The organism is Mesorhizobium sp. Cs1321R2N1, from assembly GCF_037179725.1.
GTDB classification, from domain to species: Bacteria; Pseudomonadota; Alphaproteobacteria; order Rhizobiales; family Rhizobiaceae; genus Mesorhizobium; species Mesorhizobium salmacidum.
In genome coordinates, this window is the sequence record NZ_JAPYKP010000020.1 from 34,834 (window position 1) to 61,490 (window position 26,657).

The window sequence follows — 26,657 nt, forward strand, 5'->3', positions numbered from 1 at the left end:
TGCTCCTGGTTCGACCCGGTCAGCCTTTGAGACCGGTCATGGTGATGCCTTCGACGAAGCGCTTCTGTGCGAACAGGAAGGCCACGACGAGTGGAAGGGTGATGATCAGCGTGGCGGCCATCAGCGCGCCATAGTCGTCGCCTGCCTCGGCGGCGCGGAAATACATCAGGCCGAGCGGCGGCGTGGCGTAGGCCTGCTTGCTGACGACGATCAGCGGCCAGTAGAGATCGTTCCAGTGCGCGACCACCGAGAAGATCGCGAACGCGGTGACGGCCGGCCAGGCGTTGGGGACGATGACGCGCGCGACGATGCCGAGTTCGGACATGCCGTCGAGCCGCGCCGCGTGGATGAGGTCGTCGGGCATGGCGCGGAAGAACTGCAGGAACATGAAGATCGCGAACACCGAGATGGTGAACGGCGCCACCAGCGAGGTGTAGCTGTTGAGCAGCGACATCCTGTCGAAGGCGACGTAGAGCGGCAGCGCCGTGGCATGGATCGGCACCAGCAGCCCGAGCATGACCAGCACCATCATCAGCCGAGCGGCGCGGAACTTCAGCTTGGCCATGGCGTAGGCGCAAGGAATGGCGACCAGCACCTGGAAGAAGAAGATCAGGCCGCAGACGACAACGCCGTTCCACAGCAGCGTTGCCATCGGCACCTTGTTCAGCGCCTTGGCGAAATTCTCGGCGAAGTAGAAATGCTCGGGGATGAGCGACAGCGACGAAGTGAAGATGTCGCTCTGCGTCTTGCCCGCGGTCGAGATCATGAAGATGTAAGGCGCAAGGATCATCAGTGCGCCGAGCGAAAGCAGCGCGAAACGGATGATGCGGCCGGCCGGGATGCTGGTCATGTGTAGTGCACCCGCCGGTCGAGCACGCGGTATTGGAGAAGCATCAGCACGACGAGGATCGCCAGGAAGACGACCGTCATTGCCGAGGCATAGCCGACGCGCAGATAGACGAAACCTTCCTGGTAGATGGTGAACAGCAGCACTTCGGAGGCCTTGTTGGGGCCGCCATCGGTCAGCATCTTCACGGTCTCGAAGACCTTCACCGCGTTGGTGATGCTGATGGTGACGACGAACAGCGTCGTCGGCCCGAGCATCGGCCAGGTGACCAGGAAGAACCGGTCGAGCGCCGATTTCGCGCCGTCGACATGTGCGGCGGCATAGAGTTCGCGCGGGATCGCCGTCAGGCCCGCCAGGAACAACACCATGTTGAAGCCGACCGACTGCCAGACGCCGATGATCGACAGGCTGTAGAGCACGGTGCTCGAGGCGCCGAGCCAGTTCGGCCCGGGAATACCAACCACTGCAAGCAGCGCGTTGAGCGGTCCGATCGTCGGATGGAAGAGGTACTGCCAGACGGTCGCCATGGCGACGATCAGCGAAGCCACAGGCAGGAAATAGACGGTGCGGAAGAAGCCGCGCGCACGCGGTTCGCCTTCGATCAGCAAGGCAACGCCGAGACCGAGCACGATCGAGACGGGTGCCACGATCGCGGTATAGACTGACGTGTTCCACAGCGATCTGCGGAAGGTGCGGTCGGTCAGGAGATGCGCGTAGTTCTCGAAGCCGACCAGGCGAAATTTGCCATAGCCGAGCTCGAAATCGGTGAAGCCGAGAAAAATAACGGCAACCACCGGCAGCAGCACGAACAGCAGCAACAGCACGATCGCGGGAGCCGCAAGCAGCCAGGCGGTGCGATCTTCGCTGCGCCTGTGGAGGGCCGCGGCGCTCGGGACATTGCCCGCCAGCGCGATACTAGACATAGGCCGGCTCCTGGCGTGCGGGCGCGGCACTCGCGGTGCGCAGCCGCCTTCCCTCCGGCCCGAACACCATGGCCTGTTCGGGTGACAGAAGGACACCCGCCGGCATTCCCGCGATCAAGTCCTTCGCCTCGTGCGGCGCCAGCTTGGCGATGATGATGTCGCCGGTCGCGTCGAGGCGGCAATAGGCAACGACCTCCGACCCGAGGAATTCCAGACGCTCGATCCGCCCGGCAAGGCCGCTCCGCCCGCTGGGAGACAGTTTGACGAATTCAGGCCGGATGCCGAGGCTGACAGCGCCATTCGCCACCTTCTCCAGCAAGGCCAGCCGGATGCCCATGAAATCGACACGGCCATTTTCGGCGCGTGCCGGTATGATGTTGATCCTCGGCTGGCCGACGAAGCGCGCAACCTCGATATGGGCGGGATCGTTGTAGATCGCTTCGGGCGCGGCCAGCTGCAGCAGGTTGCCGCCAATCATCACCGCCACGCGATCGGCCATCGAAAGCGCTTCGGCCTGGTCATGCGTCACATAGAGCGTCGGCACGCCGGCGCGGCGGTGCAGTTCGACGATCTCGCCGCGGGCATGGACGCGCAGATTGGCGTCGAGGTTGGAAAGCGGCTCATCCATCAGGAAGATGCTGGGATGCCGCACCATGGCGCGCGCCAAGGCCACGCGCTGCCGCTGCCCCCCTGACATCTGTCCCGGCTTGCGGTCGAGCAGATGGTCGATCTTCAGCACTGTCGCCATCTCGCGGACATCGCGCGAAATCCCGGCGCGGATCTCTTTCTGGCCCGGCAGGACCGAGCCGACCAGCGGCAGCCGCTGCGTCCGGCTCAGCCGCTTCATGGCCAGTGGAACCGCGATGTTCTGGCTGGCCGTCAGATGCGGATAGAGCGCGTAGGACTGGAACACCATGGCGATGTTGCGATCGGCCGCGGCGACCGCCGACATGTCCTTGCCGCCGACGAAAATCTCGCCGCTGTCGGCATGATCAAGGCCCGCCAGAATGCGCAGCAAGGTGCTCTTGCCGCAGCCCGAGGGACCGACCAGGGCGATGAACTCGCCCGCTTCGACGTCGAGGCTGACGCCGTTCAGGACGGCATTGCCGCCAAAGGACTTGTTCAGATCGCGAAGCGAGAGCGCGCTCATGATGCGACCTTCCTGCGGACCTTGTGCGCCTCGTGCGGATAGACCTCCTCGACCACGTCGTCGAGGACATGGACGCTCATACCTGGGATTGCGACGATCTCGCTGGTGACTGCGTCGCTGAAATCATGCACGACCGCACCGAGCAGCCGCTCGCCCGGCATGTCGCGCTCCATGTCGCCGACGACGAAGGCTGCCGATGGCCCCCATACCAGCGCGGTGTTTTCGTATTTGCCTTGCCATGCCCGGTGCAGGTGACCGCTGGCGAACAATGCAACATCATGGGAACCGATCAGGTCATAAAGACGCTGGCGCTGCGCCGGCCTGACGCTCCAGTAGCCGGTGTCGCCCTCACCCGGCTGATCAATGAACAACGGCTTGTGGGCGAAAAGCGCGACGCGACGGCCGCCGCGGCTTTCCAGCACAGTCCGCAACCATTCGAACTGGGCCTCTTCCTCGGCATCATCAAAGCCCATCAGCAGGCTGTCGAGGCCGATAAATCGCCAGTTTCCAGCGTCCTCCATCCAGTAATCGGGACCGACCAGCCGGCGCCAGCGCTCAAGACGTTCCGCATTGACCGGCTGCAACGAGCCTGGCAGATGGCCGACATCGTGATTGCCAGGCACGAGCAGCATCGGGAGCGAAATCTCCCGCATCAGCTCCATGCAGAAGCTGATGTCGGAATCCTTGTCGGCGCCATCGACGCTGAGGTCGCCGGTGTGGATGACGAGATCGGCGCCGCTTTGCGCGATCCACGCGGCCAGCGGCTCCCAATTGCCGTTGAAATGCGGCTTGGTCGGGCTGAAATGGGTATCGGTGATCTGGACGATTTTCATGCCGGCTCCACTGCGAGAGCCGGCTGCCGGAAAACCACCGGCGAGCGACTTCGCGTGGGTCTCCTTAGAGCCGTTACATGTCACTTCCTTAACAGGCTGGGGACAAATTTTCCTTCCACGCCGATTGGCTGGTTGGCTCCTGGATTAGCTCTTCACCTCGAATTGCGAATCGATCGGGATCTGCATCGCCGTGACCAGATGATTGGTCTGGCCAGCGAGCCCGATGATCGACACCAGTTCGCCATACTGTACATCGGTCATGCCCTTGGCTCGCGCTGCCGCCGTGTGCGAATGAACGCAGTAGGAACAGCCATTGGCCGTCGATACCGCGATATAGATCATTTCCTTGGTCAGTGGGTCGATGGCGCTGTCGGCGACCATCACCACCTTCAGCTGCTCCCAGATGCGCTTCAACGCCGCCGGATCATTGGCGAGCCCCCGCCAGAAATTGTTGACGAAGTCCGATTTGCGCGTCGCCCTGATGTCGTCGAACACCGCCTTCACTACCGGGATCTTCTCCACCTCGGCATCGCCGAGGAGTCTTGTGGTGGCCATGGTCGGGTCCTTTCGTTTGTATCGATGAATTAGGCCGTTGAATCACGTCTCGAGCAAATACGGCTAACCAACTTTTTTGACTCAGTTTTGGCGCTCAATGCACGGGACCTTGAAGGTTGGCCGAAGCACCTAAAACTTCGTCACCCTTGGGCTAAGCAGGAGCGAAGCTCCGTCGCGGAGACCCTGGGATCCATGCCGTGACCCTGGCAAAGATCGCAACGGGAGCAGAATCCTGCCCCGTGGCAACGCACCGGAGTCCCGGCATGGATCCTGGGGTCTGCGCCACGTCGCTTCGCTCCTTGCTTCGCCCCAAGGATGACGAAGTGATCGTCGTGTCGGCTAATCTCCGAAGTCTGCAGCAAAGATTGTCAGACATATCGGGTATTCCTCGAACACACCCTAATGCACCGCCGCGTACATGATCTTCTCCTCCGTCGCCTCGGCCGGGGAAAACTCCTCGACGATGCGGCCCTGCCGACAGACCAAAATGCGATCCGACAGGTTCATGATCTCCGGCAAATAGGACGAGATGACAACGACCGCGAGGCCTTCGTCGGCCAGCCTGTTGATGATCTGGTGGATCTCGGCGATGGCGCCCACATCGACGCCGCGCGTCGGCTCGTCGAATATGACGATGCGCGGCTTCTGTACCAGTCCCTTGCCGATCACCACCTTCTGCTGGTTGCCGCCGGACAACTCGACCACGCGCGCATTGTCGTTGATCGCCTTGATGTTCAGCGTCTTGGTCCATTCGGCCGAAAGCTGACGCATCTCCTGCTGGTTGATCACCCACGCCTGTTGGCGGCCTGCCGCCAGCAGCCCGCCGAACAGGTTCTCGGCAATGCCCATCGTCTCGAAAATACCTTCGCTCTTGCGGTCCTCGGTGACATAGACGATGCCGTCCGCCACCGCTTCGCTCGGTACGAGGTAGCGCACCGGCCGGTCGTCCAGCTCGATCGCTCCACCGCGCAAAAAATCGCGCTTGTAGATGCCCGACACGATCTTGAAGGTCTCGGTGCGGCCGGAACCGATCAGCCCGAATACGCCGGTGATCTGGCCTTCGAAGATCGAGAAGGAATTGTTGCGCACGACATTGCTCATCGAGATGTCCTGCACCGAGAGCACCTTCTTGCCGGCCTTGCGCAGCTTGGCTTCGTCGCGCTGGCGGTAAATCTGTCCCGACAGCGTGCGCCCAACCATGGCGGCGACGATCTTGTCGCGGTCGAAGGTTGATGTGTCGTCGGTGATGACCAGTTCGCCGTCGCGCAGGATGGTGATGCGGTCGGCGATCATCAGAGCCTCTTCGAGAGCATGGCTGATGAAGACGATCGACACACCGTTCGCCTTCAGCCGCCGGATCAGCGCGAAGAAATGCCGCTTCTCCTCCGGCGTCAGCGTCGCCGTCGGTTCATCGAAGATGATGATCTCGGCATTGTGGTGCACGGCGCGCGCGATCTCGACCATCTGCCGCTTGGCAGCACCCAGTGTCGCCACCATGGCGTTGGGATCGACCGGAAAATTCAGCGACTGCAGGAACTGCTGTGCTGAAATATACGTGCCGCGCAGCCGGTTGAGGAATTTTTCGGTACCGAGATAGAGGTTCTGCGCCACCGTCATCGACGGCACCAGGCTGGTCTCCTGGAACACCATGGCGATGCCGGCCTCGAGCGCCGCATGCGGCGAGGCGTAGGCTGTCTCCCGGCCCTTGTGGAACATCTTGCCCGACGTGGCATCGACCACACCGGCGATGATCTTGGTCAGTGTCGACTTGCCGGCACCATTCTCGCCGAGCAGCGCATGGATTTCGCCCTTGCGTAGCTCGAAGCTGACGTTCTTCACCGCGGGCACGCCGCGGTAATTCTTGGTGACGTTTTCGAGGCGAACGATCGGTTCCATCAGAAACCTCCCGAGGCAAGGTCGACGGCCAGCACGCAATCGCCACCCCTGGAAGCAATGAACAGCTCGCCGCCTTTCTCCACCACGCTGCAGATGCCGTGGCGCGTGCCGTTGGCGCGGCTGTGCAGGCTGAATTGTGGTTGCATCTCCCGGTCGAGCCGGACCACCAGCCCGTAGGAGCGGCTGGGCGACCACGGCTTGTGGATGCCCATCGTGCGGATGCCGCCGCATTGCAGCGGCTCGAGGAAACTGCGGCTGGAGGCCAGCGCCGGGGCAATCCAGTAGGCCGGCGGAACCTGGTCGATCATGTCCTGGCGATAGTGCGTCTCCTGCAGCACGAATTCGATCAACCGGTTCCGTGGCGCGAACAGCGTCAGCCACGCTCCGCCTTTGCCAGCCGGCGACAGCCGCGCGGGATAGCCGGGCAGATGCGTCAGCACCGTCGAGCGGTTGCCGGTCGCGCCATCGAAACGAACAAGCTGGTGGCGCCAGCTTTCGCTGACCAGCACATCTCGCCCGACGGGATGCAGCCCATAGGGAAAAGCGATGTCGCCAGCCACCTTGCGGAACTCGCTACCCGCCGCGTCTCGTTTCCAAAGCGAACCGGACGCGCCCTTCTTCATCAGGTCGGCGGCCCATTGCGACGGCGCGAATTCGGCCGAACCATTGGCCAGCCACAGCGTACCATCTCCTGCATAGGCAAGCGCGGTGATGCAGCCAATCCCTGCCGGCAAGGACAACTCCCTGCCCGCGATCAACAGCTTGCCGCTCTCCAGCCCCACCGTCAGTTCGCCTGAAGGCGACAGCGCCAGCGCCGTGACTGGAGACGGAAAAGTCTCGACTGCGACAGGTGCTACACCGACAGTAATCGCGTAGACGGCGTTGCCGCTGGAGGCCAGCAGCCGGCCATCGGCAACCAGCAGATTGTCCGGCTCGGTCAGTTCGGCGAACGCCGGCGCATCATCGAGCCGCGTGTTGGGGCGGAAGGCGCCGTCGAGCGGCGGGATAGTCACCGCCTTGCCGCGAAACATATCCAGGATCGGATCGAGGATCATGGCTTCGCTCCCCAGTAGGAGGCGGGACTGGTCCAGCTCGGGTCGGCGCCGGCAATTTTGTAGCGGCCGATGCGATTGTTGAGGATGCCGCCGACGAAGAGATATCCCTTGTGCTCGCGCATCGAGGTGACCATCGGGTGCGCACCGCCCGTCAAGTCGCCCATCGCCTCGACGATGCCGCCCTTTTCGTTGAATTTCACTACGCCGCCGGTGTTGATGTTGGGGAACAGCCATTCGTCCTGCGGCAGCCGGCGCGTCATGCGCTTGCGCATGTCGGGGTGGCGCAGCGAGAGGTCGAAACTCGGCGTGCGCATGCCCAGCCACGCCATCCAGTAATTGCCGTCCGACGCCCGGTTGATGTTGTCGGGATAACCTGGCATGTCGCGGATGACGCATTCGGCGGTGCCGGCCTTCGGCCCTTCCAGCCAATAGCGGTGCACCCGGCAGGCCCAGCTTTCGGCGAAAAACAGCGACTTGCCGTCATGCGCCATGCAGACACCATTGGTGTAGCGGTAGCCATCGAGCAGCGTCTTCGTCGATCCATCCCTGGGATCGTAGACCAGCAGCCGGCCTGTGGCGCGGTTTTCGATCGAATCCAGCGCCCAATCATGGGCATCATATCGCTTGGTCGAGTCCGTGAAATAGATGCGGCCGTCCGGCGCGATGTCGCAATCATTGGGATCGCGCAGCCGCGCATCGTCGACGATCGACGTCCAGGAGCGCGACGTCTCCGCCGACAGCCGTTTCACTTCGCGCTGCGGCGAAACCGAATACAGCCCCATGGCTCCGACGCAGCTGATCAAATTGCCCGACTTGTCGAAAGCCAGCCCCAGCGGAAACCCGCCAATATGGGCGAACACTTCCGACCTGACATAGTCCGGCGCGAAGAAGCGGACGATCTCGCCATGGCGCGTGCCGCAATAGAGATTGTCATCGCGGTCGAGGATGACGTCTTCTGGCCCTTCCAGCTCACCGAGCCCGATATGGTCCGCAGCCGATAGTCGGTTGTCGAGGGCGTAAGGCGTGCCGGAGCCCGGCACAGCGGATTGTGCTTTGCCCATCTTGAGATAGACCGGCGCGACATAGACCTCGTTGAGCACCTTGTGGCGGTTCTTCAGCCAGCGGATGTCGATGGTCACCGCCACCGCCAGCATGATGCCCAGTACCATCTGGTTGGTGCCGGTGCCGTAGCCGAGCCGGATCAGCCCATTGGTCATGGTGAGCACGATGATGGCGCCCATCAGGCCCTTGATCACCGAGCCGCGCCCGCCGCCGAGGCTGACGCCGCCGACCACGGCCGCCGTCAGCGCCATGATCTCGAGGTTGAGGCCTGTGCCCGGCCCTGCCCCGCTCAGGCGGCAGGCGATGAGAAAGCCGCCGATCGAGGCGCAGAAACCGGAAAAGACATAGGTCATGAACACGGTGCGGCGCACCCGGATGCCGGCATTGTGCGCCGAGCGCCGGGAGCCACCCACCGCCAGCACATGCCAGCCGGGACGTGAGCGTGTCAGCGCGATATGGGTGACGATGGCAAGGACGATCGCCAGCCACACCGAAACGGACAGGCCCCAGAAAGTGCTGTCGCCGATGAAATCGAGCACGTCGGACGTAGCGGTCGAAAGCTGTACGTCGGCGGCATAGGTGGTGACCAGGATGTCGAACAGCGCCCGTCCGAAGATGAAGGTGACGAGCGTGGTGAGGAAGGCACGCAGCCGCAGGTACCCGACGAAATAGCCGTTGATCGCGCCGAAGACGAGACCGGTGGCGAGCGAGGCGGCCAGCGCCAGCCAGATCGATTGTTCGAGGATGAAGAAGACATAGACCGCGGAAAAACAGGACAGCGCGAAGATCGAGCCGACCGAGAGATCGATGCCGCCGCCCAGCATCACCACCGTCATGCCGGTGACCACCATCGAGAATTCGCCGAGTTGCCGGGTCGATTCCTGCAGCGAGGAGAGCTTGAAGAAGCCTGGAATGATCGAGCCGAATACGCCGAGCGTCGCCACCAGCGCCAGGAACGGAATGGCGTTGTCGGTCCAGCGCTTGGTCAGGATTTCGCCGACCAGATGGTCGGGCACGAGATTGTAGCGCCAGGACTGGAGGCGTTCGCGAAAGGTCATCGGGTCACTGCGGGCACGAGAGAACAGGAAAGAGAAGAGGTGGCCGGATTTGTCCGGCCACCTCGCTGATACCAGCTGAAGGCAATCGGCTTACTTCGCCGCTGCTTCGGCCTGCAGCGCCTTCAGGTCCCAGCAGCTGTCCGGCTTGAGATCGGCCTTCGTCGTCGCCTTCTCCAGCGTATAGATGTAGGTGTGCGAGGTGCCGGCCGGCTGGCCGCTCTGCAGCAGGAATTTGATGATCGCGTTCATGTCGCCCGACTGCCGGGCAAGTTCCGTCATGACGACAGCACCGTAAGTGCCGTCCTGCAGCTTGTCGCAGTCGGCCGCCTTTTCGCCGCCGCCGGTGGTGACCAAAAACACCTTGCCGTCGAGCTTGGCGTCGCGGATCGCGGCGGATGCGCCGGTCGCGTCACCATCCCAGAAGTCGATGATCGCGCAGATGTCCGGGTTCTGCTGCAGCATGGTCGTCGTCACGTTGCGCGAGGTCGTGGCGTCCCAGTTGGAGTCGGGCTTGGCCACGACCTTGAACTCGGGATGCTTGTCCAGCACCTTCATGATGCCGGCATACTGGTAGAGGCTGGAAGAGTTGGCCTGGTCGCCCTGCACCAGCCCGATCTTCTTGGACGAGTTCTCGCCGCAGCCCTTGATCGCGGCTTCGGCTTCGAGCTGGCCGAGCCGGTCCCAGTCGCTGCCGACAAAGGCGTCGGCGGGGAAATTCGCCGGATTGTCGACGAGGATCACATAGGTGCCGGCGGCCTGCGCCTTCTTCATCAGCTTGGAATAGGAGTTAAGGTCCGGCGCATGGATGATCAGCACATCGGGCCTCGTGTCCGACGAGATCGCATCGGTGATCGCCTGCGCTCCGGCATCGACCACCCAGTTCGGATCGCGCGTCTCGAACGTGCCGCCCCAGGCCTCGACCTCCTTCTTCAGGTAATGTGCCCAGCCCTGTGCCAGGTCGAAGCCCATCGCCAGCGGCACCAGCATGACGCGCTTGCCTTTCAGCGCTTGCGCATAGGCAGCGGGGCCTGGATCGTCGGCGGCGAAGGTCGGCGCCACGAAGGCCGTGACGGCGAGGGCCGTGGCCGCCGCCATGAGTGTTCTGATCAGTTTCATGTGTCATCCTCTGGTTCGGTTTTCATTGCCGGCCGATCGCCCCCGATCGCGCCGGGTACCCCGAGCAAGATGGGCTAGCCCATCTGCACTAAATGTCGCCCTGCTGCGCTGTCTGTTCGTCCCGTGGATTGATGATGCCGTCGACGATGATGGCGCCAAGCAGGATCGCCGCCTTGATCAGGTTTTGGTAGAGCAGCGGAATATCGATGATGGTCATGGCGTTGAGCAGGACGCCGATGAGTGCTGCCCCGACCAGCACGTTGCGCACCCCGCCTCGCCCGCCCGACAGCCCGATGCCGCCGATCACCGCCACCAGCACGATGTCGTAGAGCAGCGTCGAATTGACGACACGCGTGTTGATCGAATGCAGGCTGGCCGCGGTCAAAAGGCCGGCGATCAGTGCCACGAAAGCGGACAGCACATAGCGCAGCACCAGCATCGGCCGTACCGGGATGCCGATATTGCGTGCCGCGACCGGATTGTCGCCGGCGAAATAGATATAGCGGCCCCATTTGGTGTAGCGCAGGAACAGGAAGAACAGGAAGGCGAGACCCGCGAAGACGAACACCTCGATCGGGACGTCGAGGAAGCGCAGGCCGCCGAGCAGTTCCACCCAATGGCCCTGCGGCACCGGCACCGCGTCCTGGGTGATCAATTGCGAACGGACATAGCCGAAGACGAAGGAGCCGGTTGCCAGCGTGACGAAGATCGCCGGCACATCGGCGTAGGCGACGAGAAAGCCGTTGAGCAGGCCGATGGCGAGCACGCCGGCCAGCACATAGGTGAAGGCCAGTCCATCCGGCGTTCCGGTATTGAGCAGTTGCAGATACCAGGCGACCGACATCGCCATGATCGCCACCGCCGACAGGTCAATGCCGCGGCCGATGATGACGACCGCCATGCCCAGCGCCAGAATACCCAGCACCGAGACCGAGCGGACGATGGCGACGAGATTGTTGGGATCTATGAAGCCAGGCAGGCCTATAGCCGCGGCAACGAACAGCACCACCGCTATGGCAAAGACAATGCCTTCCTGATTCAGGCTCCTGAAGTTCAGCCAGCCGCCCATGTTCATTGTCTGCTTTCCCGGTGGCAGCGCCGCCGTCCCTGGAAGAGAAAGCTAATCGGCTCAGTGCCGCTTCGTCAAATGAATCCGCGTTCAAAAGGCGGGCTGGCGATGAGATTCGCAAAGTGGACGCATTGATTGCCGAATCTGGCGCAATGCCCGGAAACTCCTGCGCTTTTGGCAATTGTTTGTGTCATCGTCCGTGCCTGCGGAGATACAGCACCAAGGCGAAAGGCGAAGACGGATTTAATCCTGCGGTCGGCGGGAAAATTCGATTTCAGTTCCGGCAATATGGCCCGAGACCTCGGCGCCGGCGGTCTTCGGCAACACTAGGAAACGGAACGACGAAACCAGTCCGATGACGCCGATCACCAGGAAGGCTGCTCGAAAATCGACGAGATCGAGCGCCGGCCGGTCCCTGGCGATCTGCGACAGGTTGAGGATCGCTGCCGCCACGGCAACGCCGAACAGCATCGCCACCTGCTGCAGCATGGAGGATAACGTCGCCGCGGAGCTGCGCTGCCCAGCCGCGATATCGGCGAAGGCCAGCGTGTTGAGCGCGGTGAACTGCATCGAGCGCGTCAGGCCGGCGATCAGCATCAGCGCCACCACCAGGGCCTGAGGCGTCTGCGGCGAGATCGCCGCGCACGCCATGATCGATGCGGACGCGATGATGCCGTTGACGACCATCACCGAGCGAAAGCCGAAGCGGCGCAGCGTCGGCGTCGTCACCGTCTTCATGCCGAGATTGCCGAGGAAATAGGCCAGGATCATCATGCCGGCATCGACCGGCGATAGCCCGAAGCCGACCTGGAACAGCAGCGGCAAAAGGAATGGCGTGGCGTTGATCGCCACCCGGAAGATGGTTCCGGCGGCGAGCGTCGAGATGGCGAAGGTCTGCACCTTGAACGAGGAGAGGTCGAGCAGCGGATGCGGCGCGCGACGGAGATGCCGCACCGCTACCCAGCCGACGACGACGCCGGCAACGATCAGCCCCACCGTCGGCAAGGCGCCATCCTCCGGATGCGCGATGCGCTCGAGACCATAGAGCAGGCAGGCGAGCCCCAGCGAGGTCAGGAAAAAACCCGGCCAGTCGAGTGGCTTGGCATCGGCTTCACGGTCGCCCGGGATGAAACGGGCGACCAGCGCCAGCCCGATCATGCCGAGCGGGATGTTGATGAAGAAATTCCAGCGCCAGGACAGATAGGTGGTGATGAAGCCGCCAAGCACCGGCCCGACGACAGGCGCGAACAGCGCCGGCCAGGTGATCAGCGCCGTGGCGTTGAGCAATTCGGATTTCGACGCGTTGCGCAGCACCAGGATGCGGCCGACCGGTGTCATCAGCGCGCTGCCCAGGCCCTGCACGGCACGGGTAACGACAAATTCGGTCAGGTTCCGCGAGAAGCCGCAGGCGAGCGAAGCCAGAGTGAACAGCGCAATTGCCGCGAGGAAGATGTTGCGTGCGCCAAAACGGTCGGCGAGCCAGCCCGACAGCGGTACGAACACCGCCATGGTCAGCATGTAGACGGTGATGCCGATGCTCATCGCCACCGCCGGCACGCCGAAGGAGGCGCCCATCTGCGGCAGCGAGGTCGAGATGATCGTCGAATCCAGCAGTTGCATGAAAAAGGCGATGGCGACGATCAGCGCCACACGCCGCGAATTCCCGGCTGGGTCGGCTGAAGCCTCGGTCTCGGAAACGGCAGTCATGACGGACCGCTTTGAACAGCATTTGGCCGACTGCGTCCAGACAACAGCCAACAAACTTTCGTGTCGCGCCGCGGCCTGTTATGGATGGGCGGGGTGGCCGAGGAACAGCGTGCGCATGAAGCCCATCTATATCGACTATCTCAACGCCCTGGACATCGAAGCGCTTGCCATGACCGGTGCCGAGATCATCGGCGCGGTCGAGGCCGGGCTCGTTGCGCAAGGCAAGGGCCAGACGGTGATCGAGCCGCGTGTCCACCTCGAACCCGACCCATCCTTCCACGGCCATTTCAATGTTTTGCGCGGCTACGTGGCGCCGCTCGACGCGGCCGGCGTGAAAATCGTCGGCGACTATGTCGACAACTATCTTCACGGCCTGCCGTCGGAATTCGGCATCCTCAATTTGTTCGACCCGCGCACCGGCACGCCGCGCGCCATCCTCGATGCCACCGTCATCACCGACATGCGCACCGGCGCCGTCACCGCCATCGGCGCCAAACACCTTGCTCGCAAGAATTCGAAGGTGCTCGCCCACATCGGCGCACGCGGCACCGCCTATTGGAACGTGCGCCTGCTCGACCATCTCTTCGATTTCGACGAAATCCGCGTCCATTCGCGCCGGCCGGAAAGCCGCGATGGCTTTGCAGCAAAACTCTCCGCCGATCTTGGCAAACCCGTCACTGCGGTCGCCGACTGGGAGAGCTGCGCCAAGGGCGCCGACATTGTCATCGAGGCATCGCGCCTGCCCGAGCCGCAGCCGCTGTTGAAGACAGAATGGATCAAGCGGGGCGCCTTGGTCGTGCCCTATGGCACGATGAGCGCGGTGGAGCTGTCGCTGACCGACATCATGCAGAAGATGGTCGTCGACGATTGGGGTCAGTGCAAGGGCGGCAAGTTCGGTTCGCTGCGCGCGCATGTCGAGGCCGGGCGGCTGAGCGAAGCAACGCTGCATGCCGAACTCGGCCAGATCGCCGCCGGACTCAAGCCGGGACGGCAAAGTGACGACGAAACAATCCTGTTCTGGCATCGCGGCCTGTCGCTGTCCGACATTGCGCTCGGCAAGGCAATGCTGGCCAAGGCACAGGCGCAAGGCATCGGCCAAAGATTGCGCTTCGCATGAGCGCGCTCGTCCTCACCGGGGCTGGCGTCAGAATCGGCGATGTCGCCGCCGTCGCCCGCGAGGCGCGCAAGGTGGAAATCGGAGCCGATGTCATTGGCAGGCTGGAGAAGGCGCGAAAAGTGCTCGATCAGGCTGCGGCCTCCGGCCAGCAGATCTACGGTCTGAACACCGGGCTCGGCGCCAATCTCGGCACATCGGTCGAGGGTGACGCCAGCGCCTTCCAGCGCCAGTTGCTGGAAGGCCGCAGCGGCGCGGTCGGCGAGGCGCTGCCGGTCGAGACCGTGCGTGCCACCATGCTTGCCCGCCTGACAATGTTGTCGGCCGGCGGATCGGGCCTCTCCCCGTCAGTCTTTGTCGCCTTGGCCGATGCGCTCAACGCCGGCGTCCATCCGGTGATGCCGTCGCTGGGCTCGATCGGCGCCGGCGACCTTGTGCTGATGACGGCGCTTGCTCGCCTGCTGATCGGCGAAGGTGAAGCCGACTATCAGGGAAGGCGCATGCCGGCGGTCAAGGCGCTGATGATGGCCCGCCTCGGCCCCATCGGCCTGGCGCCCAAGGATGGGCTGTCGCTGATCAACGCATCCGCCGTCTGCGCCGGCAGCGGCGCGCTTGTTGTCACGGACGCGCTGTCGGCTCTGGCCCAACAGCAGCAGGCTGGCGCGTTGACCATGGAAGGGATCGGCGCCAACCGCGCCATCCTCGATCCCCGCCTGCACATGGCGCGGCCGGCCGCCGGCCAGCAGGAAGCCGCCAAGGCGCTGCACGATCTTCTCGCCCGCGACGAAGCGCCGGCGCCCACCACCATACAGGATCCGCTGTCGATCCGCTGCATGCCCTCGATCCATGGCGCGCTGATCGAGGCGATCGGCCATGCAAGACGCGCCGTCGAGATCGAACTGAATGCCGCCGCCGACAATCCGCTGGTGCTGGGCGACGACGGTGTGGTGATGTCGACTGGCAACTTCCACACGGCGGCGCTGGCGCTCGCCTTCGAGACACTAGGCCTCGCAATCGCGCAATGCGCCGCCGCCAGTGCCGCCCGCTTCATCCAGCTCACCGGTTCGGGCCGCAACGGCCTGCCCAGGTACCTGTCGCCGGTCGGTGGCGCCTCAGCCGGCTTCGTGCCGCTGCAGAAGACGGCGACATCGATCCTGGCCGCCATCCGCCACAAGGCCAATCCGGTGATGCTCGACTTCCTGCCGGTTTCGGAAGGCGTCGAGGATCACGCCACGCAGACGCCGCTGGCGATATCGAAATGCGCGGACATGATCGCGCTGTGGCGCCGGCTGATCGCTTTCGAACTGATGGCCGCGGCACAGGCAATCGACTTGCGTGAAGGGTTGACGCTGGCGCCACGCACATCAGCTGTCCACACGGCGATACGCGCGCTCGTTCTGACGCTGAAGGAGGACCGGCCGCTCGGCGTCGATGCGGAAGCACTCCACGCCGCACTGGCCGGCAGTGCGTGGCAGCCGGCCTTATCCCCGGCCGACCTTGTCGAGGAACAGGCGTAGCTCGGCCGGATCCATGTGCACGATGTGCCGGTCCTCGGGATAGGCGCCGCTGTTGACGTCAGCAACATATTCGGAAAATGCCGCCACCCGTTCCGCCTGCAGCCGGTCATACTCGGCGGCGAAGTTGCGATAGACCTTGGAGTGGCGGGGCATGTGACCCCTGTTCTGGCCAAGGATGTCGTCGGCGAACAGATATTGCGCGTCGCAGCCCGTGCCCGCGCCCATCGACAGCATGATCAGCGACGTGCGCTCCGAGATCGCCTTGGCGACCTCGACCGGCACCACCTCGATCTCGGCGCCGATGGCGCCGGCCGCCTCCAGTTGCCTCACCGCCTCGAACACCTGCATGGCCGTGTCGGCGGACTTGCCGACCGCCTTGAAGCCACCTGTCCAGGTCGCGCGGGAAGGAATGAGGCCGACATGGCCGATGACGGGAATGGCATCGTCCGCCATCCGCTTGATGGTTGCGTAGCCGGCACTGCAATAGACCGCGTCGGCGCTTGCCTTATAGAGCCGGAAGGCCCAGCGGACGAAATCATCCGCGGTGCCGATTTCGAAGAAATTGTCGCCGGGCATGGTGAATAGGCTGGGTGCCGCATCGCGGTATTGTGGATTGAGCACCAGTTCGGGAGGCACCGAGACGATGTCGACCCCTGCCCGTTCGGCGGCCTCCGCCTCGTCCAGGGTCAGCACCCGCAGCATGGTCAGCTGCCGCTTGCCCTTCATGGCGCGCAAATCGGCGACGGTCGGTCTCTTTCGGCTCATTAAAACGTCCCTCTGTTGGTTACCATCGCGATGCCGATCGGTTGATCATGCCCCCGCTTCAGATCTGGATCATCACCTTACCGGCCTCGACCTTCACCGGATAGGTCGCGAGGTTGACGCAGACCGGCGCGCCCTTGGCCTGGCCGGTCTTGTAATTGAAGCGGCCATTGTGCTTCGGACATTCGATGATGTCGTCCATCACAAGCCCGTCGGCCAGATGCGCCTTTTCATGCGTGCAAAAACCATCGGTGGCGAAGAATTCGTCGTCCGGGGAGCGATAGATCGCGAAGCTCCGCCCACCATGGTCGAAGCGGATGACATCCTCTTCCTCGACATCGTCCACCGCGCAAGCTTCAACCCAATCGGCCATCTCAATCTCCTGCAACCATTCGGGATCGCTATTCGGCCGCCGCCGACATATCGACCTCGTGGAATTCGCCGCGATAAGGCCTCGCCGTCGGCGGCAATTCGCGCTTGAGGTAGTAATCCTCGTATTTCAGCTGCCTGAGCAGGACCGGCCAGACCTCGCGATAGGCATGCCACATCGAGGGATTGGGCGCGGGCAGATCATGCTTGATCAGTTCGTGCAGCCTGGGCAGCGCATGATAGGGCACCATCGGGAACATGTGGTGTTCCACATGATAGTTCATGTTCCAGTAGATGAACCGGCTGATCGGGTTCATGTAGACGGTGCGCGTGTTGAGCCGATGGTCGACGACATTGTCGGCCAAGCCGATATGCTGCAGCAGGCCGGTCGTCACCATGTGCCAGGTGCCGTAGAGGCGCGGCAGACCGATCAGCACCAGCGGTATCCATGACCTCAGCGCGATCGCGAGGGCGATTGTCGCCACATAGATCGCGACGTGCCAGCGGGCGGCGACCACGGCCTTATGCTGTTCCATCTCGGGGATATAGCTCTTCTCCTCGTCCGACAGCGTGCCGAATGCTTGGCGCACCAGCGTCGGCAGCGAATAGCGGAAATCGAGAATGCCGGTGAAGGCAAGCACGGCCTTCAACAGATCCGGCGGACGCATGACGGCGATCTCGGCATCGCGGCCGACGATGATGGTGTCGGTGTGATGGCGGGCATGGCTCCAGCGCCATTGCACGGGATTGCGCATCAGCATGAACGAGGCGATGTGGTAGACGACATCGCTCATCCAGCGCGTACGGAAGGCCGTGCCATGGCCGCATTCGTGCCAGCGCGAGTCGCTCGACGAGCCGTAGAGCACGCCGTAGACGAACAGGAACGGCACCATCCACCACGAACCCCAGAACCAGACGATACCGGCGGCCGAACCGACGATCGCGACAATCCAGATGACGGTGTCGCGGATCGCCGGCCCGTCGGAACGCTGCATCAGTTCCTTCATCGCCTTGCGCGGGACGTCGGTGTGGTACCATTCGGCCGAGGCAAGCCCGGTCTCGATCGCCGCCCTGGTGCTTTCGCCGACAAGGCTGTAGTCGCGCTTTTTTGCCATCGTCGTCACACTGACCTCCAACCGTCGCGCACCGCTGGCAATCCGGTCCGCCCGCCGGAGGGTTTGCTTTGGATAAATGTCGCACTCATGTCCTGCCGGCCAGTCTTGGAAAGTTTCCGGAAGGCTGAGGATAATCCTGCGCGGGCTGTCGGGCGATAGCCGCGATCCTGGCTTCGGCCGCTGCGATCTCACCGGCGCCATCGAGAACCCGGAACACCGCGTCGTACGCCCGGCTTTCGCCATGCTCCAGCCAGATCATCTCGCCGCGCTCGCGGGCGGCGAGATCACCGAGCACGTGGTGGGTCGATGGCTCTATGCCCAGCGCGTACTGCCCGGCCTGGAAATTCTGCCACTGATAGGCACACGGCAACTGGTCCTTGCGCGTCACCAGTTCGAGACCGAGCCCAATTCGGTCGTTGACGACGGCCACCGGCACTTCGCCATGGGCATCGGCAGCCATCTCATGCTGCCAGACCTGCTCGCTGAAGCTTGGTTGCGGCGCCGGCGCCGAGCGATAGCCGACCCCCTGTGCCTCGTAGCGCTCGCCGGCATGGCCGGCCCAGACGACGTCGCGGATCGGCGCCAGATAGCGGGAGCCCTCATCGAGCAAGGGATGGCTGATATTGACGTGGTAGAAATACATATGCGGGGTGCGGTTGAAGCCGTGATTGACGACGCGGTCGGAAAGCCGGATTTCGTTGCCGCCGACATCGGCCTCGATGCGCCGGATGAGATGCAAATCCTCGCCAAACACCGTCGACTGCTGGACGAGCCCTTCGGACCACAGCACGCAACGGTCGCCGTCCCAACGCTCCCCATAACCCGTAAGCCGCGCCGGGATCGTACCGACACGGCCATGCAGCGAATGGAGCACTGTCTTCCTGCCCGGATAATTGTAGTTGTCGGCCGGCACGTCCTCACGGGCCAGAATATGGTCGAGCCCACAAGTGACCAGCAGGCCGGAGAAAGAGCGCGCCCAGGCCAGCCCCCCTTCCCCTTCATACTCATGCAGAACAGGGTTGCGAAAACCACTCGGCGAATGCCAGCCGATCGCCTGCCCCCTATAGTCGCAATCGGCGATATCGAGCGCCCGGTCGACCAGCGCGGTGAAGCGCAGGCCCGAGCCGGTGCGGAATTCGAGCATGCGGATGCCGCGCTCCACACCGTCGCCGAGCGTCATCAGCCGCACGCCGGCGAATTGCGACAGCATGCCTGATCGCTCGGCCACTTGCCGGCGCGACAGCGTCTTGCCGTAAAGCTCTACCATGCGACGCCCTTCACTTTGCCCTCGCCTCCTTGAGCAAGGCCGACATGTCGGCGCCGGTGATGATGCTCTCCACTGTCAGCAGATCGGTGTCGGCGACCGTCTGTTCGGCGACGATCTCGCCCCGCCGCATGACGACGATGCGGTCGGCGACCTGGAAGACATGGTGGATGTTGTGGGTGATGAGCAGCACCGAATGGCCGGCGTCGCGCACCTCCTTGACGAAACGCAGCACGCCGTGGGTTTCCTCGACGCCGAGATTGTTGGTCGGCTCGTCGAGGATGATGACCTTGGCTGCAAACTGCATGGCGCGCGAGATGGCGATCGACTGACGTTCGCCGCCCGACAACGTCGAGACCAGCGCGTCGGCGTCGAGTTTTTTGGAAATGCCAACGCGTTTCAGCAATTCGGAAGCGGCCTTGCGCAGTTTCGCGAGATCTAGCGGCGCGAACACGCCGAGCCAACCGAAATTGACCGGCTCGCGGCCGAGGAAAAGATTGCGCGCGATGCTGAGGTCCGGCGCCAGCGACGTATCCTGGTGGATGGTCTCGATGCCGAGGTCCATCGCATCGCGCGTCGAGCGGATCGAGACCTTCTCGGCACGCACAAAGATATCGCCCCGGTCGACAGGGAACACGCCCGAGATCGCCTTGATCAGCGTCGATTTGCCCGCACCATTGTCGCCAAGCAGCGCCACCACCTCGCCTTCCCGCAGTGTCAGCGAGGCATTCTTCAGCGCCCGCACGCTGCCGAAGGACTTTTGCAGGTTCTGCAGCCGAAGTACTTCTTGCATCATCGTCAGCCCCTTGCGGCGTTCTTCTGCAGCAAAGCGTGCAGGATGAGCATGGCGAGGATGATAAGGCCGACAAAGATGTTGTAGGCGAGCCCCGGCACGCCAATCAGCACGATGCCGTTGCGGATGGCACGCAGCATCAGCGCGCCGACGATTGTGCCGAGGATCGTGCCGCGTCCGCCGGTCAGCGCCGTGCCGCCGACCACCACCATGGCGATCACCTCCAGCTCATAGCCGGTGCCGGCCACCGGCGAGGCGGCCGAGATGCGGAAGGCGCTGATCATGCCGGCAAGGCCGGCCAGCACCGAGGTCGCGATGAACAGCCAGATCTTCACGGTGTCGGCGGGAACGCCGCGCGCCACCGCCGCGTTGCGATTAGAACCGATGGCGCTGATCCAGTTGCCGAGCTTGGCGTAACGCAGGATGTAGATGGCAAACAGCGACAGGCCGATGAACCACCACAGCGAGGTATAGAAGCGGAACGAACCGATGTTGAAGCTGCCGGCGAGCAGCGTCACGAAGAGGCCCGGCTGGTCCCAGGATTTCAGCGGAAAGCCTTGCGTGATGTAGAGCGCTGCCCCGCGCACGACGAGCAGCATCGACAGCGTCACCAGGAAGGAGGAGATGCCGATCTTGGTGACGATCAGCCCGTTAATCGCGCCGATCGCGATGCACAGCACGAGTCCGGCCAGAAGCGCGACGCCGATATCCATCCCGCCATTCTGCACCAGCAGCATCACCACCACTGGCGCCAGTCCAAACACAGCGCCTACCGAAAGATCGAATTCGTCTGCCGTCAAAAGCAGTGTCATGCCGAGCGCGATGATGCCGAGCTCGGGCAGGAATGCCATCATGTTGGAGATGTTGAGCGGCGACAGGAAATTGGCGTCGGCGACAGCGAACACCGCCAGCAAAATGATGAGGATGACGAAGGAGGAGAATTGCGGCGAGCGCATCAGGCGCGATCTGCCCTTCACTCTCGGCGCATCGTCTTCTGCGGCAATTGTCATGACTGCTTGGACCATGCTTGAAAGACGCCCGTCGCCTTCGCAGCGGGCGCTGGTTTTCTCATTTCTTGTCGTAGAGTTTCAGGATCGGCTCGACGCTGGAGGCGTCGTAGAGACCGAAAGTGTGGACGTCGTAGCCGATCGGCTCGCCAGAGGCGGCAAGCCCGAGCAGCGCCACCGGCATGAAGCCTTGCGCCGACGGGTACTGCCAGGCGGCGGCGTTGACGAAGCCGTCCTTGACGGCCTGCGCCGTCTCCTTGGAATTGCCCCAGCCGACGACCGGGATCTTGCCTGCCGGCACACCGGCGCCATCGAAGACGCGCTTGACGCTAGCCGCCACGGAATCGCCGAGCGCGATGATCGCCGGCGGATTGTTGGCGACCATGTAGTCGGTCATCTTGGCGATGATGCCAGCCGGATCGGTGCCGCAGTCGACCACGTCATATTTGATCCCCAACGGATCGAAAACACTGGCGATGCCCTCGGTCTCGAGTTGCTGGTAGCTGGCGCCGGGAACCTCGACCGGCAGGAAGACCTTGTCGCCCTGCTTCACCATCTTGTGGTCCACCAGATATTTGGCCCAGGTGACGCCGGCTTCCCTGAGGTCGGCCCCGACATAGGCCTGCCGTCCTGTCGCCGGATCGTCGGTGTTGAAGAACACGATCGGGATGCCGGCGGCCTTTGCCGCTTTCACCTCTTCGGTCCACAGGCCGGGCTGCGCCGACGTCGTGGCGATGCCGTCGGGCTTGGCGGCGAGTGCCGAGTTGAAGGCCTCTTTTTGCGCCGCCATGTCGCCGCCGCTGAAGGAGATCTTGCAGGTCACCTTGAGCTGGTCGCAGGCCTTGGTCGCGCCGGCGTTCCAGTCGATCCAGAACGCATCCGACGGACCGCCATGCGACAAGAGATAGAAGATCTTCTGGCCGTCCTGCGCCTGCGCCGCCGTGCCAAGGGCAATGCCGGCGAGCACTGTCGCGGCGGCGGCCAATTTCAAAGCGAATTTCAACATTCTTTCCTCCCTTGTTTGAAGCCGCGCCGCCATGCACCGGCGGCGCGGCCGGCCATCACAGGCCGTTGGCGCGGAATTTCCCATCGAGGAATGTCTTGGCGCGCGGTACGTCGTCCTCCGACAGATGCTCGATGATCACGGGGATGTTCGGATGCTTCTCGGCCAGCCGCTGGAGATAGAGGTCGTAGTTCAGCGACCCGAGGCCGGGCGCCGGCAGTTCGATCTCGCCGACGCCGCGGAAGGTGTGGCTTTCCATCGCGTCGGCGTCGCCGATGTCGGCATGCTTCTCCGACTTGTCGTCGCCCGAGCGCTTGACGTCCTTGGCGTGCGCGATCTTGATCTTGTCGGTCAGCGTGTCGAACACCTGGTTCAGGATCTGATCCATCCGGTCGATGTTGTGGGTCTCGAAATAATTAGTCGGATCCATCAGCAGGCCGAGGCCGGGATGGTCGACCTGCGCGAACATCTTGACCGTCTCCTCGACCGAGCCGACGACGTTGTTGACATAGGTTTCGAGCAGGAAAACCGCGCCGTGGTCATAGGCCGTCTGGGCAAGGTCCGCGATCACCTTGCGGCACTCCTCGAACCCTTCCTCGGTCTTGTTCTTGGGGTGATGCACCCAGTCGGATTCGGTGTTGTAGGTGCCGGTTTCCGAAATCACGTAAGGCGAGCCGAACTCGCGCGCATTGCGGATGATCTCCTTGAGATAGCCGACGCGCTTCTCGCGCTCGGCCTTGTCGGGATGAATGATGTTGGTGTAGCCCGACACGCAGCAGACCGGCAGGTTGTGGTCGCGGAAGACGTCGCGCACCTGCTTGGCCTTGTCCTTGGTGATCTGGCCGGCCGACAGGTCGACATCCCTGAAATGCAGGTCGAGCTGCACCGTGTTGAAACCGAGCCCCCGGATTTTCTTCGCCGTCTCTTCGAGACCGTACGGGAAATAGCCCGTGAAAATGCCTGCCTGCATCATGATGTGAATTCCTCCCAGTAAGCGATTCAGTTGCCAGTGATTTCAGCTGCCGGTGATTTTCAGCTGATCGAGTTTGTCGAGATTTCGGAGAGCTTGACGGTGCGGCCCGACGCGATCGAGCGGTAGCCCGCCTCGACCAGCGCCATGGTCTTGACGTTGTCGGCGACGGTGAGCGCCGGCGGCGTGCCGGTCTTCACCGCGTACTGCAACTGCTCCATCACGCCGATGAAGGCATGCGGGAACCACATCGTCTCCCAGCTCGGGCTGATCCATTCGCCGCCGGTCGTCTCGGCCGAGGCGTATGTCAGTGTCGAGGCAGCACCCGTCGGCCAGCCGATCGTACCCTTGGCGACGCCCTTGGTGCCGTCGACACGCCAGTTGATGTGCTGATCGTCCTTGTAGCCGCCCTGGCGCGGACCCGACCATACGTCCTCCAGCGACACAGCGAGCACGCCGGACGGGAAGCGCAAGGTCGAGACGGTGATGCCGTCGGAATGGTCGAACGCCGTGCGCGGATCCTTACGCGTCAGCGTCGTGATCTCGTCGGGATCACCGAACAGGAAGCGCAGCACGTCGAGGTGATGCACGCTCATATTGGCGAGTGTCAGCCGGTCGTAGCCCTGAAGGAAGGTCTGCCAGTGCGGGATGGCATGCATGTCGATCTGCGCGAAGACGATGTCGCCCAGCGCGCCGCTGTCGATGATCTGCTTCAGCACGCGCATCGACTGGTCGTAGCGCATGTTCTGGTTGACCGAGAGGATCTTGCCGGCCTTCGCCGCCTCGTCGCGCAGCCTGACGGCTTCCTCGACCGACAGCGCCAATGGCTTTTGGGCCAGGATCCCTTTGATGTGGCTCTGCTTCAGTGCATGGCGGATCAGCGCCGGCTGCTGGTCGGGCGGAAAGGCGAGGTCGATGATCTCGACGTTTGCGTCCTCGATCAGCTGTTCGGGCGTATCGTGGACGGTCGGGATGCTCCAACGGTCGGCGACCTTTTGCGCATTCGCCTTGGTGCGCGAGGCGATCGCCACCACCGGGAATCCCGCCTCCTTGTAGGCAGCCAGATGGCATTCGGCCATGATCATGCCGGCGCCGACGCAGCCGATCCGGTATTCCTTCGTGCGGACCTTCACGTCCGGCTCGAAGCCCTTGTTTGTCATGCCTTCCTCCCGAAATCCTGTCCTCGCGGCCGCATTCATCTTGCCAACGCGCCTCCGTCCTGTCCGAAATAATGCACCCGTGCCGGCTCGCAGGATATTGCCACCATCGCGTCAGGCCTGATGTCAGGCTGGCCGCGCAGCAAGGCCTTCAGCCGCGCCTGCCCGACGGCGAGCGTCACCACGGTGTAGCCGCCAAGCGGCTCGACCTCGAACACCCGCGCCGGGCGACCCGAGCCGCCATCCGCCCACGGCTTGACCCTGATGTCTTCCGGCCTGAGTCCGATCTCGACGGCATCGGCGGGAGCCGTCTTGTCGGCAATGCGGATCACGCCTTCAGCGGCTTCGACACTGCCCTCGCCACGAACGGATTTGAGGATGTTCATGACAGGCGAACCGAGCAGCCGCGCCACATAGGTGCTGGCCGGGCGGTCATAGATCTCGACCGGCGCGCCGATCTGCCTGATACGGCCATTGTCCAGGATGGCGATGCGGTCGGCGATCGACATCGCCTCTTCCTGGTCGTGGGTGACATAGATCAGCGTCTTGCCGAGCTCGCGCTGGATGCGCTTCAGCTCGACGCGCGTTTCCTCGCGCAACCTTGCGTCGAGCGCCGAGATCGGATCGTCCATCAGATAGGCATTGGGATCGCGCACCAGCGCACGCGCGATCGCCACGCGCTGCCGCTCGCCGCCCGAAAGCTGCGCCGGCGGCTTGTGCAGGATGTGGCCGATATGCAGCTTGGCCGCGACGTCAGCGACGCGTTTCTTAATATCGAGATCGGCGACCCGGCGCTCGACCAGCGGGAAACGGACATTGTCGAGCGCGCTCATATGCGGGAACAGCGCCAGGTTCTGGAACACCATGGCGACATTGCGTTCGGCCGGCGACACCGTGTTGACCGGCTTGCCGCCGATCAGGATTTCGCCGGCATCCGGCGTCTCCAGCCCGAGCACCAGACGCAGGATCGTCGACTTGCCCGACAGCGGCGGCCCGAAGAAGCAGAAGAACTCGTTGTCGTTGACCGTGAACGAGGCGTCATCGACGGCAAGCGTCGTGCCGTAGCGTTTGGTGACATTGCGGAAGGCGATGTCGGCCATGGTTCAGCCCGCTCTCATCGCAACGCCGCTGGCGGCGTCGAAGACGCGCACCGATGACGCCGCGGGTGCGACGACCGCGGTTTGCCCGATCGATAACCCGACATCATTGTCGAACACCGCTTTCACGGCGCCCTCGCCCTGGCCGAGATGAACGATGGTGCGCGCGCCGATGCGCTCGACGAAGGTGACATGCATTGCCAGCCCGCGCCCGTCTTGCGCCAGGGTCACCTCTTCCGGCCGGAAGCCGTAGAGAACCTCGCCGCGTGCGCCGCGCAAGCTGGCCGCCAGGTCGTCCGGCAGCGGCGGTGTGACACCCAGCGGCCCGAGATCGACGACCAGACCCCGGTCACTCTCCGCCGGCCTGCCCTTGAGCAGATTCATGCCCGGCGCGCCGATGAAACGGGCGACGAAGACATTGGCCGGATTGTTGTAGACCTCGAGCGGCGTGCCGACCTGCTGCAGCACGCCGTGGTCCATGACGGCGATGCGGTCGGCCATGGTCATGGCTTCGAGCTGGTCGTGGGTGACGTAGACCATGGTCTGCCTGAACTGGCGCTGCAGCTGTTTCAGCTCGGTGCGCATGACCGCGCGGAAGGCCGCGTCGACATTGGACAGCGGCTCGTCGAGCAGGAAGATCGCCGGCTCCATGATCGCCGACCGGCCGATCGCCACGCGCTGCAATATGTTGACCGAGAGCCGGTCGGCCCTGCGGTCGAGCAGCGGCGTCAATTGCAGCAGCTCGGCGATCGCGCCGACGCGGCGGTCGATCTCGGCCTTGGCGGCACCGCGCATCCTCGGTCCGTAGGCAAGATTCTGGCGCACTGTCATGTGGGTGAAGATGGCATAGTTCTGGAACACGAAACCGACGCCGCGCCGGCCCATCGGCACGCCGGCCATGTCGCGCTCGCCAAACAGGATCTTGCCGCTGGTCGGCTCCTCCATGCCGGCGATCATGTTCATCGTCGTCGACTTGCCGCAGCCGGACGGACCAAGCAACGCCATGAACTCGCCGTCGGCGATATCGAGGTCCATCGTCTTCAGCGCCGCGAAGTCGCCGAATGTCTTGGTGAGGTGCTTGAGCTGGATCGTGCTCATCAGGCAACCTCACGATTGCGTTGAATCAGTTTAAGAGCTGATTGGGCGTTGGTCCCGCGCCACCGTAACGACCGCCTGTGGTGCTCGCCCTTCGAGGGCCCGCATGAGACCTGCGGCGTT

The 26,657-nt window shown here is 63.4% G+C and carries 24 protein-coding genes; 2 read left to right on the forward strand and 22 right to left on the reverse strand.

Going from position 1 to position 26,657, the window contains the following annotated elements:
- Positions 1–19: 19 nt before the first annotated feature.
- From O7A61_RS08205 to O7A61_RS08255, 11 genes are all read right to left on the reverse strand, one after another.
- On the reverse strand, positions 20–850 hold the full coding sequence (locus O7A61_RS08205; RefSeq protein WP_337129293.1) for a carbohydrate ABC transporter permease: 831 nt from the start codon (positions 848–850) through the stop codon (positions 20–22).
- Positions 847–1,770: a carbohydrate ABC transporter permease gene (locus O7A61_RS08210; protein WP_337129294.1), complete on the reverse strand. Its 924-nt coding sequence runs from the start codon at positions 1,768–1,770 to the stop codon at positions 847–849. The genes O7A61_RS08205 and O7A61_RS08210 overlap by 4 nt, the downstream gene beginning before the upstream one ends.
- On the reverse strand, positions 1,763–2,920 hold the full coding sequence (locus O7A61_RS08215; protein ID WP_337129295.1) for an ABC transporter ATP-binding protein: 1,158 nt from the start codon (positions 2,918–2,920) through the stop codon (positions 1,763–1,765). The genes O7A61_RS08210 and O7A61_RS08215 overlap by 8 nt, the downstream gene beginning before the upstream one ends.
- Complete coding sequence (locus O7A61_RS08220) at positions 2,917–3,753, reverse strand: metallophosphoesterase family protein (RefSeq protein WP_337129296.1); 837 nt, start codon at positions 3,751–3,753, stop codon at positions 2,917–2,919. Before O7A61_RS08220 ends, O7A61_RS08215 begins: the two co-directional genes overlap by 4 nt.
- A 144-nt stretch (positions 3,754–3,897) precedes the next feature.
- Complete coding sequence (locus tag O7A61_RS08225; RefSeq protein ID WP_337129297.1) at positions 3,898–4,308, reverse strand: carboxymuconolactone decarboxylase family protein; 411 nt, start codon at positions 4,306–4,308, stop codon at positions 3,898–3,900.
- Between the two features lie 399 nt (positions 4,309–4,707).
- Positions 4,708–6,204: a sugar ABC transporter ATP-binding protein gene (locus O7A61_RS08230; protein WP_337129298.1), complete on the reverse strand. Its 1,497-nt coding sequence runs from the start codon at positions 6,202–6,204 to the stop codon at positions 4,708–4,710.
- Complete coding sequence (locus tag O7A61_RS08235; RefSeq protein WP_337129299.1) at positions 6,204–7,259, reverse strand: hypothetical protein; 1,056 nt, start codon at positions 7,257–7,259, stop codon at positions 6,204–6,206. Before O7A61_RS08235 ends, O7A61_RS08230 begins: the two co-directional genes overlap by 1 nt.
- A complete protein-coding gene (locus tag O7A61_RS08240) occupies positions 7,256–9,379 on the reverse strand; it encodes an ABC transporter permease (protein ID WP_337129300.1) in 2,124 nt (707 codons plus the stop codon). The genes O7A61_RS08235 and O7A61_RS08240 overlap by 4 nt, the downstream gene beginning before the upstream one ends.
- Positions 9,380–9,469: 90 nt before the next feature.
- Positions 9,470–10,495 carry a sugar ABC transporter substrate-binding protein gene (locus O7A61_RS08245; protein WP_337129301.1) on the reverse strand — a complete coding sequence of 342 codons (1,026 nt, stop codon included), beginning with the start codon at positions 10,493–10,495 and terminating at the stop codon, positions 9,470–9,472.
- A gap of 88 nt (positions 10,496–10,583) precedes the next feature.
- Positions 10,584–11,570 carry an ABC transporter permease gene (locus tag O7A61_RS08250; RefSeq protein WP_337105074.1) on the reverse strand — a complete coding sequence of 329 codons (987 nt, stop codon included), beginning with the start codon at positions 11,568–11,570 and terminating at the stop codon, positions 10,584–10,586.
- Between the two features lie 237 nt (positions 11,571–11,807).
- Entirely contained in the window at positions 11,808–13,271 is a 1,464-nt protein-coding gene (locus O7A61_RS08255) for a DHA2 family efflux MFS transporter permease subunit (RefSeq protein WP_337129302.1), read from the reverse strand.
- A gap of 115 nt (positions 13,272–13,386) precedes the next feature.
- On the opposite strand from O7A61_RS08255, the gene O7A61_RS08260 reads away from it, so the two are divergent.
- Positions 13,387–14,388, forward strand: coding sequence for an ornithine cyclodeaminase family protein (locus tag O7A61_RS08260; RefSeq protein ID WP_337129303.1), 1,002 nt, complete (start codon positions 13,387–13,389; stop codon positions 14,386–14,388).
- Complete coding sequence (locus O7A61_RS08265) at positions 14,385–15,902, forward strand: HAL/PAL/TAL family ammonia-lyase (RefSeq protein ID WP_337129304.1); 1,518 nt, start codon at positions 14,385–14,387, stop codon at positions 15,900–15,902. Before O7A61_RS08260 ends, O7A61_RS08265 begins: the two co-directional genes overlap by 4 nt.
- Here O7A61_RS08265 and O7A61_RS08270 read toward each other — a convergent pair.
- The 11 genes from O7A61_RS08270 to O7A61_RS08320 all read right to left on the reverse strand — a co-directional run bounded on the left by O7A61_RS08270 (position 15,867) and on the right by O7A61_RS08320 (position 26,537).
- Positions 15,867–16,667: a 3-methyl-2-oxobutanoate hydroxymethyltransferase gene (locus tag O7A61_RS08270; protein ID WP_337129305.1), complete on the reverse strand. Its 801-nt coding sequence runs from the start codon at positions 16,665–16,667 to the stop codon at positions 15,867–15,869. The two genes, O7A61_RS08265 and O7A61_RS08270, sit on opposite strands and share 36 nt — an antisense overlap.
- A 58-nt stretch (positions 16,668–16,725) precedes the next feature.
- Positions 16,726–17,037 carry a MocE family 2Fe-2S type ferredoxin gene (locus O7A61_RS08275; RefSeq protein ID WP_140502288.1) on the reverse strand — a complete coding sequence of 104 codons (312 nt, stop codon included), beginning with the start codon at positions 17,035–17,037 and terminating at the stop codon, positions 16,726–16,728.
- A 28-nt stretch (positions 17,038–17,065) separates the two neighbouring features.
- Positions 17,066–18,148: a fatty acid desaturase family protein gene (locus O7A61_RS08280; RefSeq protein ID WP_337129316.1), complete on the reverse strand. Its 1,083-nt coding sequence runs from the start codon at positions 18,146–18,148 to the stop codon at positions 17,066–17,068.
- 85 nt (positions 18,149–18,233) lie between these two features.
- A complete protein-coding gene (locus tag O7A61_RS08285) occupies positions 18,234–19,415 on the reverse strand; it encodes an aldose 1-epimerase family protein (protein WP_337129306.1) in 1,182 nt (393 codons plus the stop codon).
- A 10-nt stretch (positions 19,416–19,425) separates the two neighbouring features.
- Positions 19,426–20,208 carry an ATP-binding cassette domain-containing protein gene (locus tag O7A61_RS08290; RefSeq protein ID WP_337129307.1) on the reverse strand — a complete coding sequence of 261 codons (783 nt, stop codon included), beginning with the start codon at positions 20,206–20,208 and terminating at the stop codon, positions 19,426–19,428.
- A 2-nt stretch (positions 20,209–20,210) separates the two neighbouring features.
- A complete protein-coding gene (locus tag O7A61_RS08295) occupies positions 20,211–21,215 on the reverse strand; it encodes an ABC transporter permease (RefSeq protein WP_337129308.1) in 1,005 nt (334 codons plus the stop codon).
- A gap of 58 nt (positions 21,216–21,273) precedes the next feature.
- Positions 21,274–22,218 (reverse strand): sugar ABC transporter substrate-binding protein, encoded by a 945-nt coding sequence (locus tag O7A61_RS08300; protein ID WP_337129309.1) that lies wholly within the window; start codon positions 22,216–22,218, stop codon positions 21,274–21,276.
- Positions 22,219–22,273: 55 nt separating this feature from the next.
- A complete protein-coding gene (locus tag O7A61_RS08305; RefSeq protein ID WP_337129310.1) occupies positions 22,274–23,188 on the reverse strand; it encodes a sugar phosphate isomerase/epimerase family protein in 915 nt (304 codons plus the stop codon).
- A gap of 59 nt (positions 23,189–23,247) precedes the next feature.
- Entirely contained in the window at positions 23,248–24,345 is a 1,098-nt protein-coding gene (locus tag O7A61_RS08310) for a Gfo/Idh/MocA family protein (protein WP_337129311.1), read from the reverse strand.
- A gap of 35 nt (positions 24,346–24,380) precedes the next feature.
- The gene (locus O7A61_RS08315; RefSeq protein WP_337129312.1) at positions 24,381–25,442 is read right to left on the reverse strand and encodes an ABC transporter ATP-binding protein; all 1,062 of its coding nucleotides are present in this window, start codon (positions 25,440–25,442) and stop codon (positions 24,381–24,383) included.
- Between the two features lie 3 nt (positions 25,443–25,445).
- A complete protein-coding gene (locus O7A61_RS08320; protein WP_337129313.1) occupies positions 25,446–26,537 on the reverse strand; it encodes an ABC transporter ATP-binding protein in 1,092 nt (363 codons plus the stop codon).
- Between the last annotated feature and the right edge of the window lie 120 nt (positions 26,538–26,657).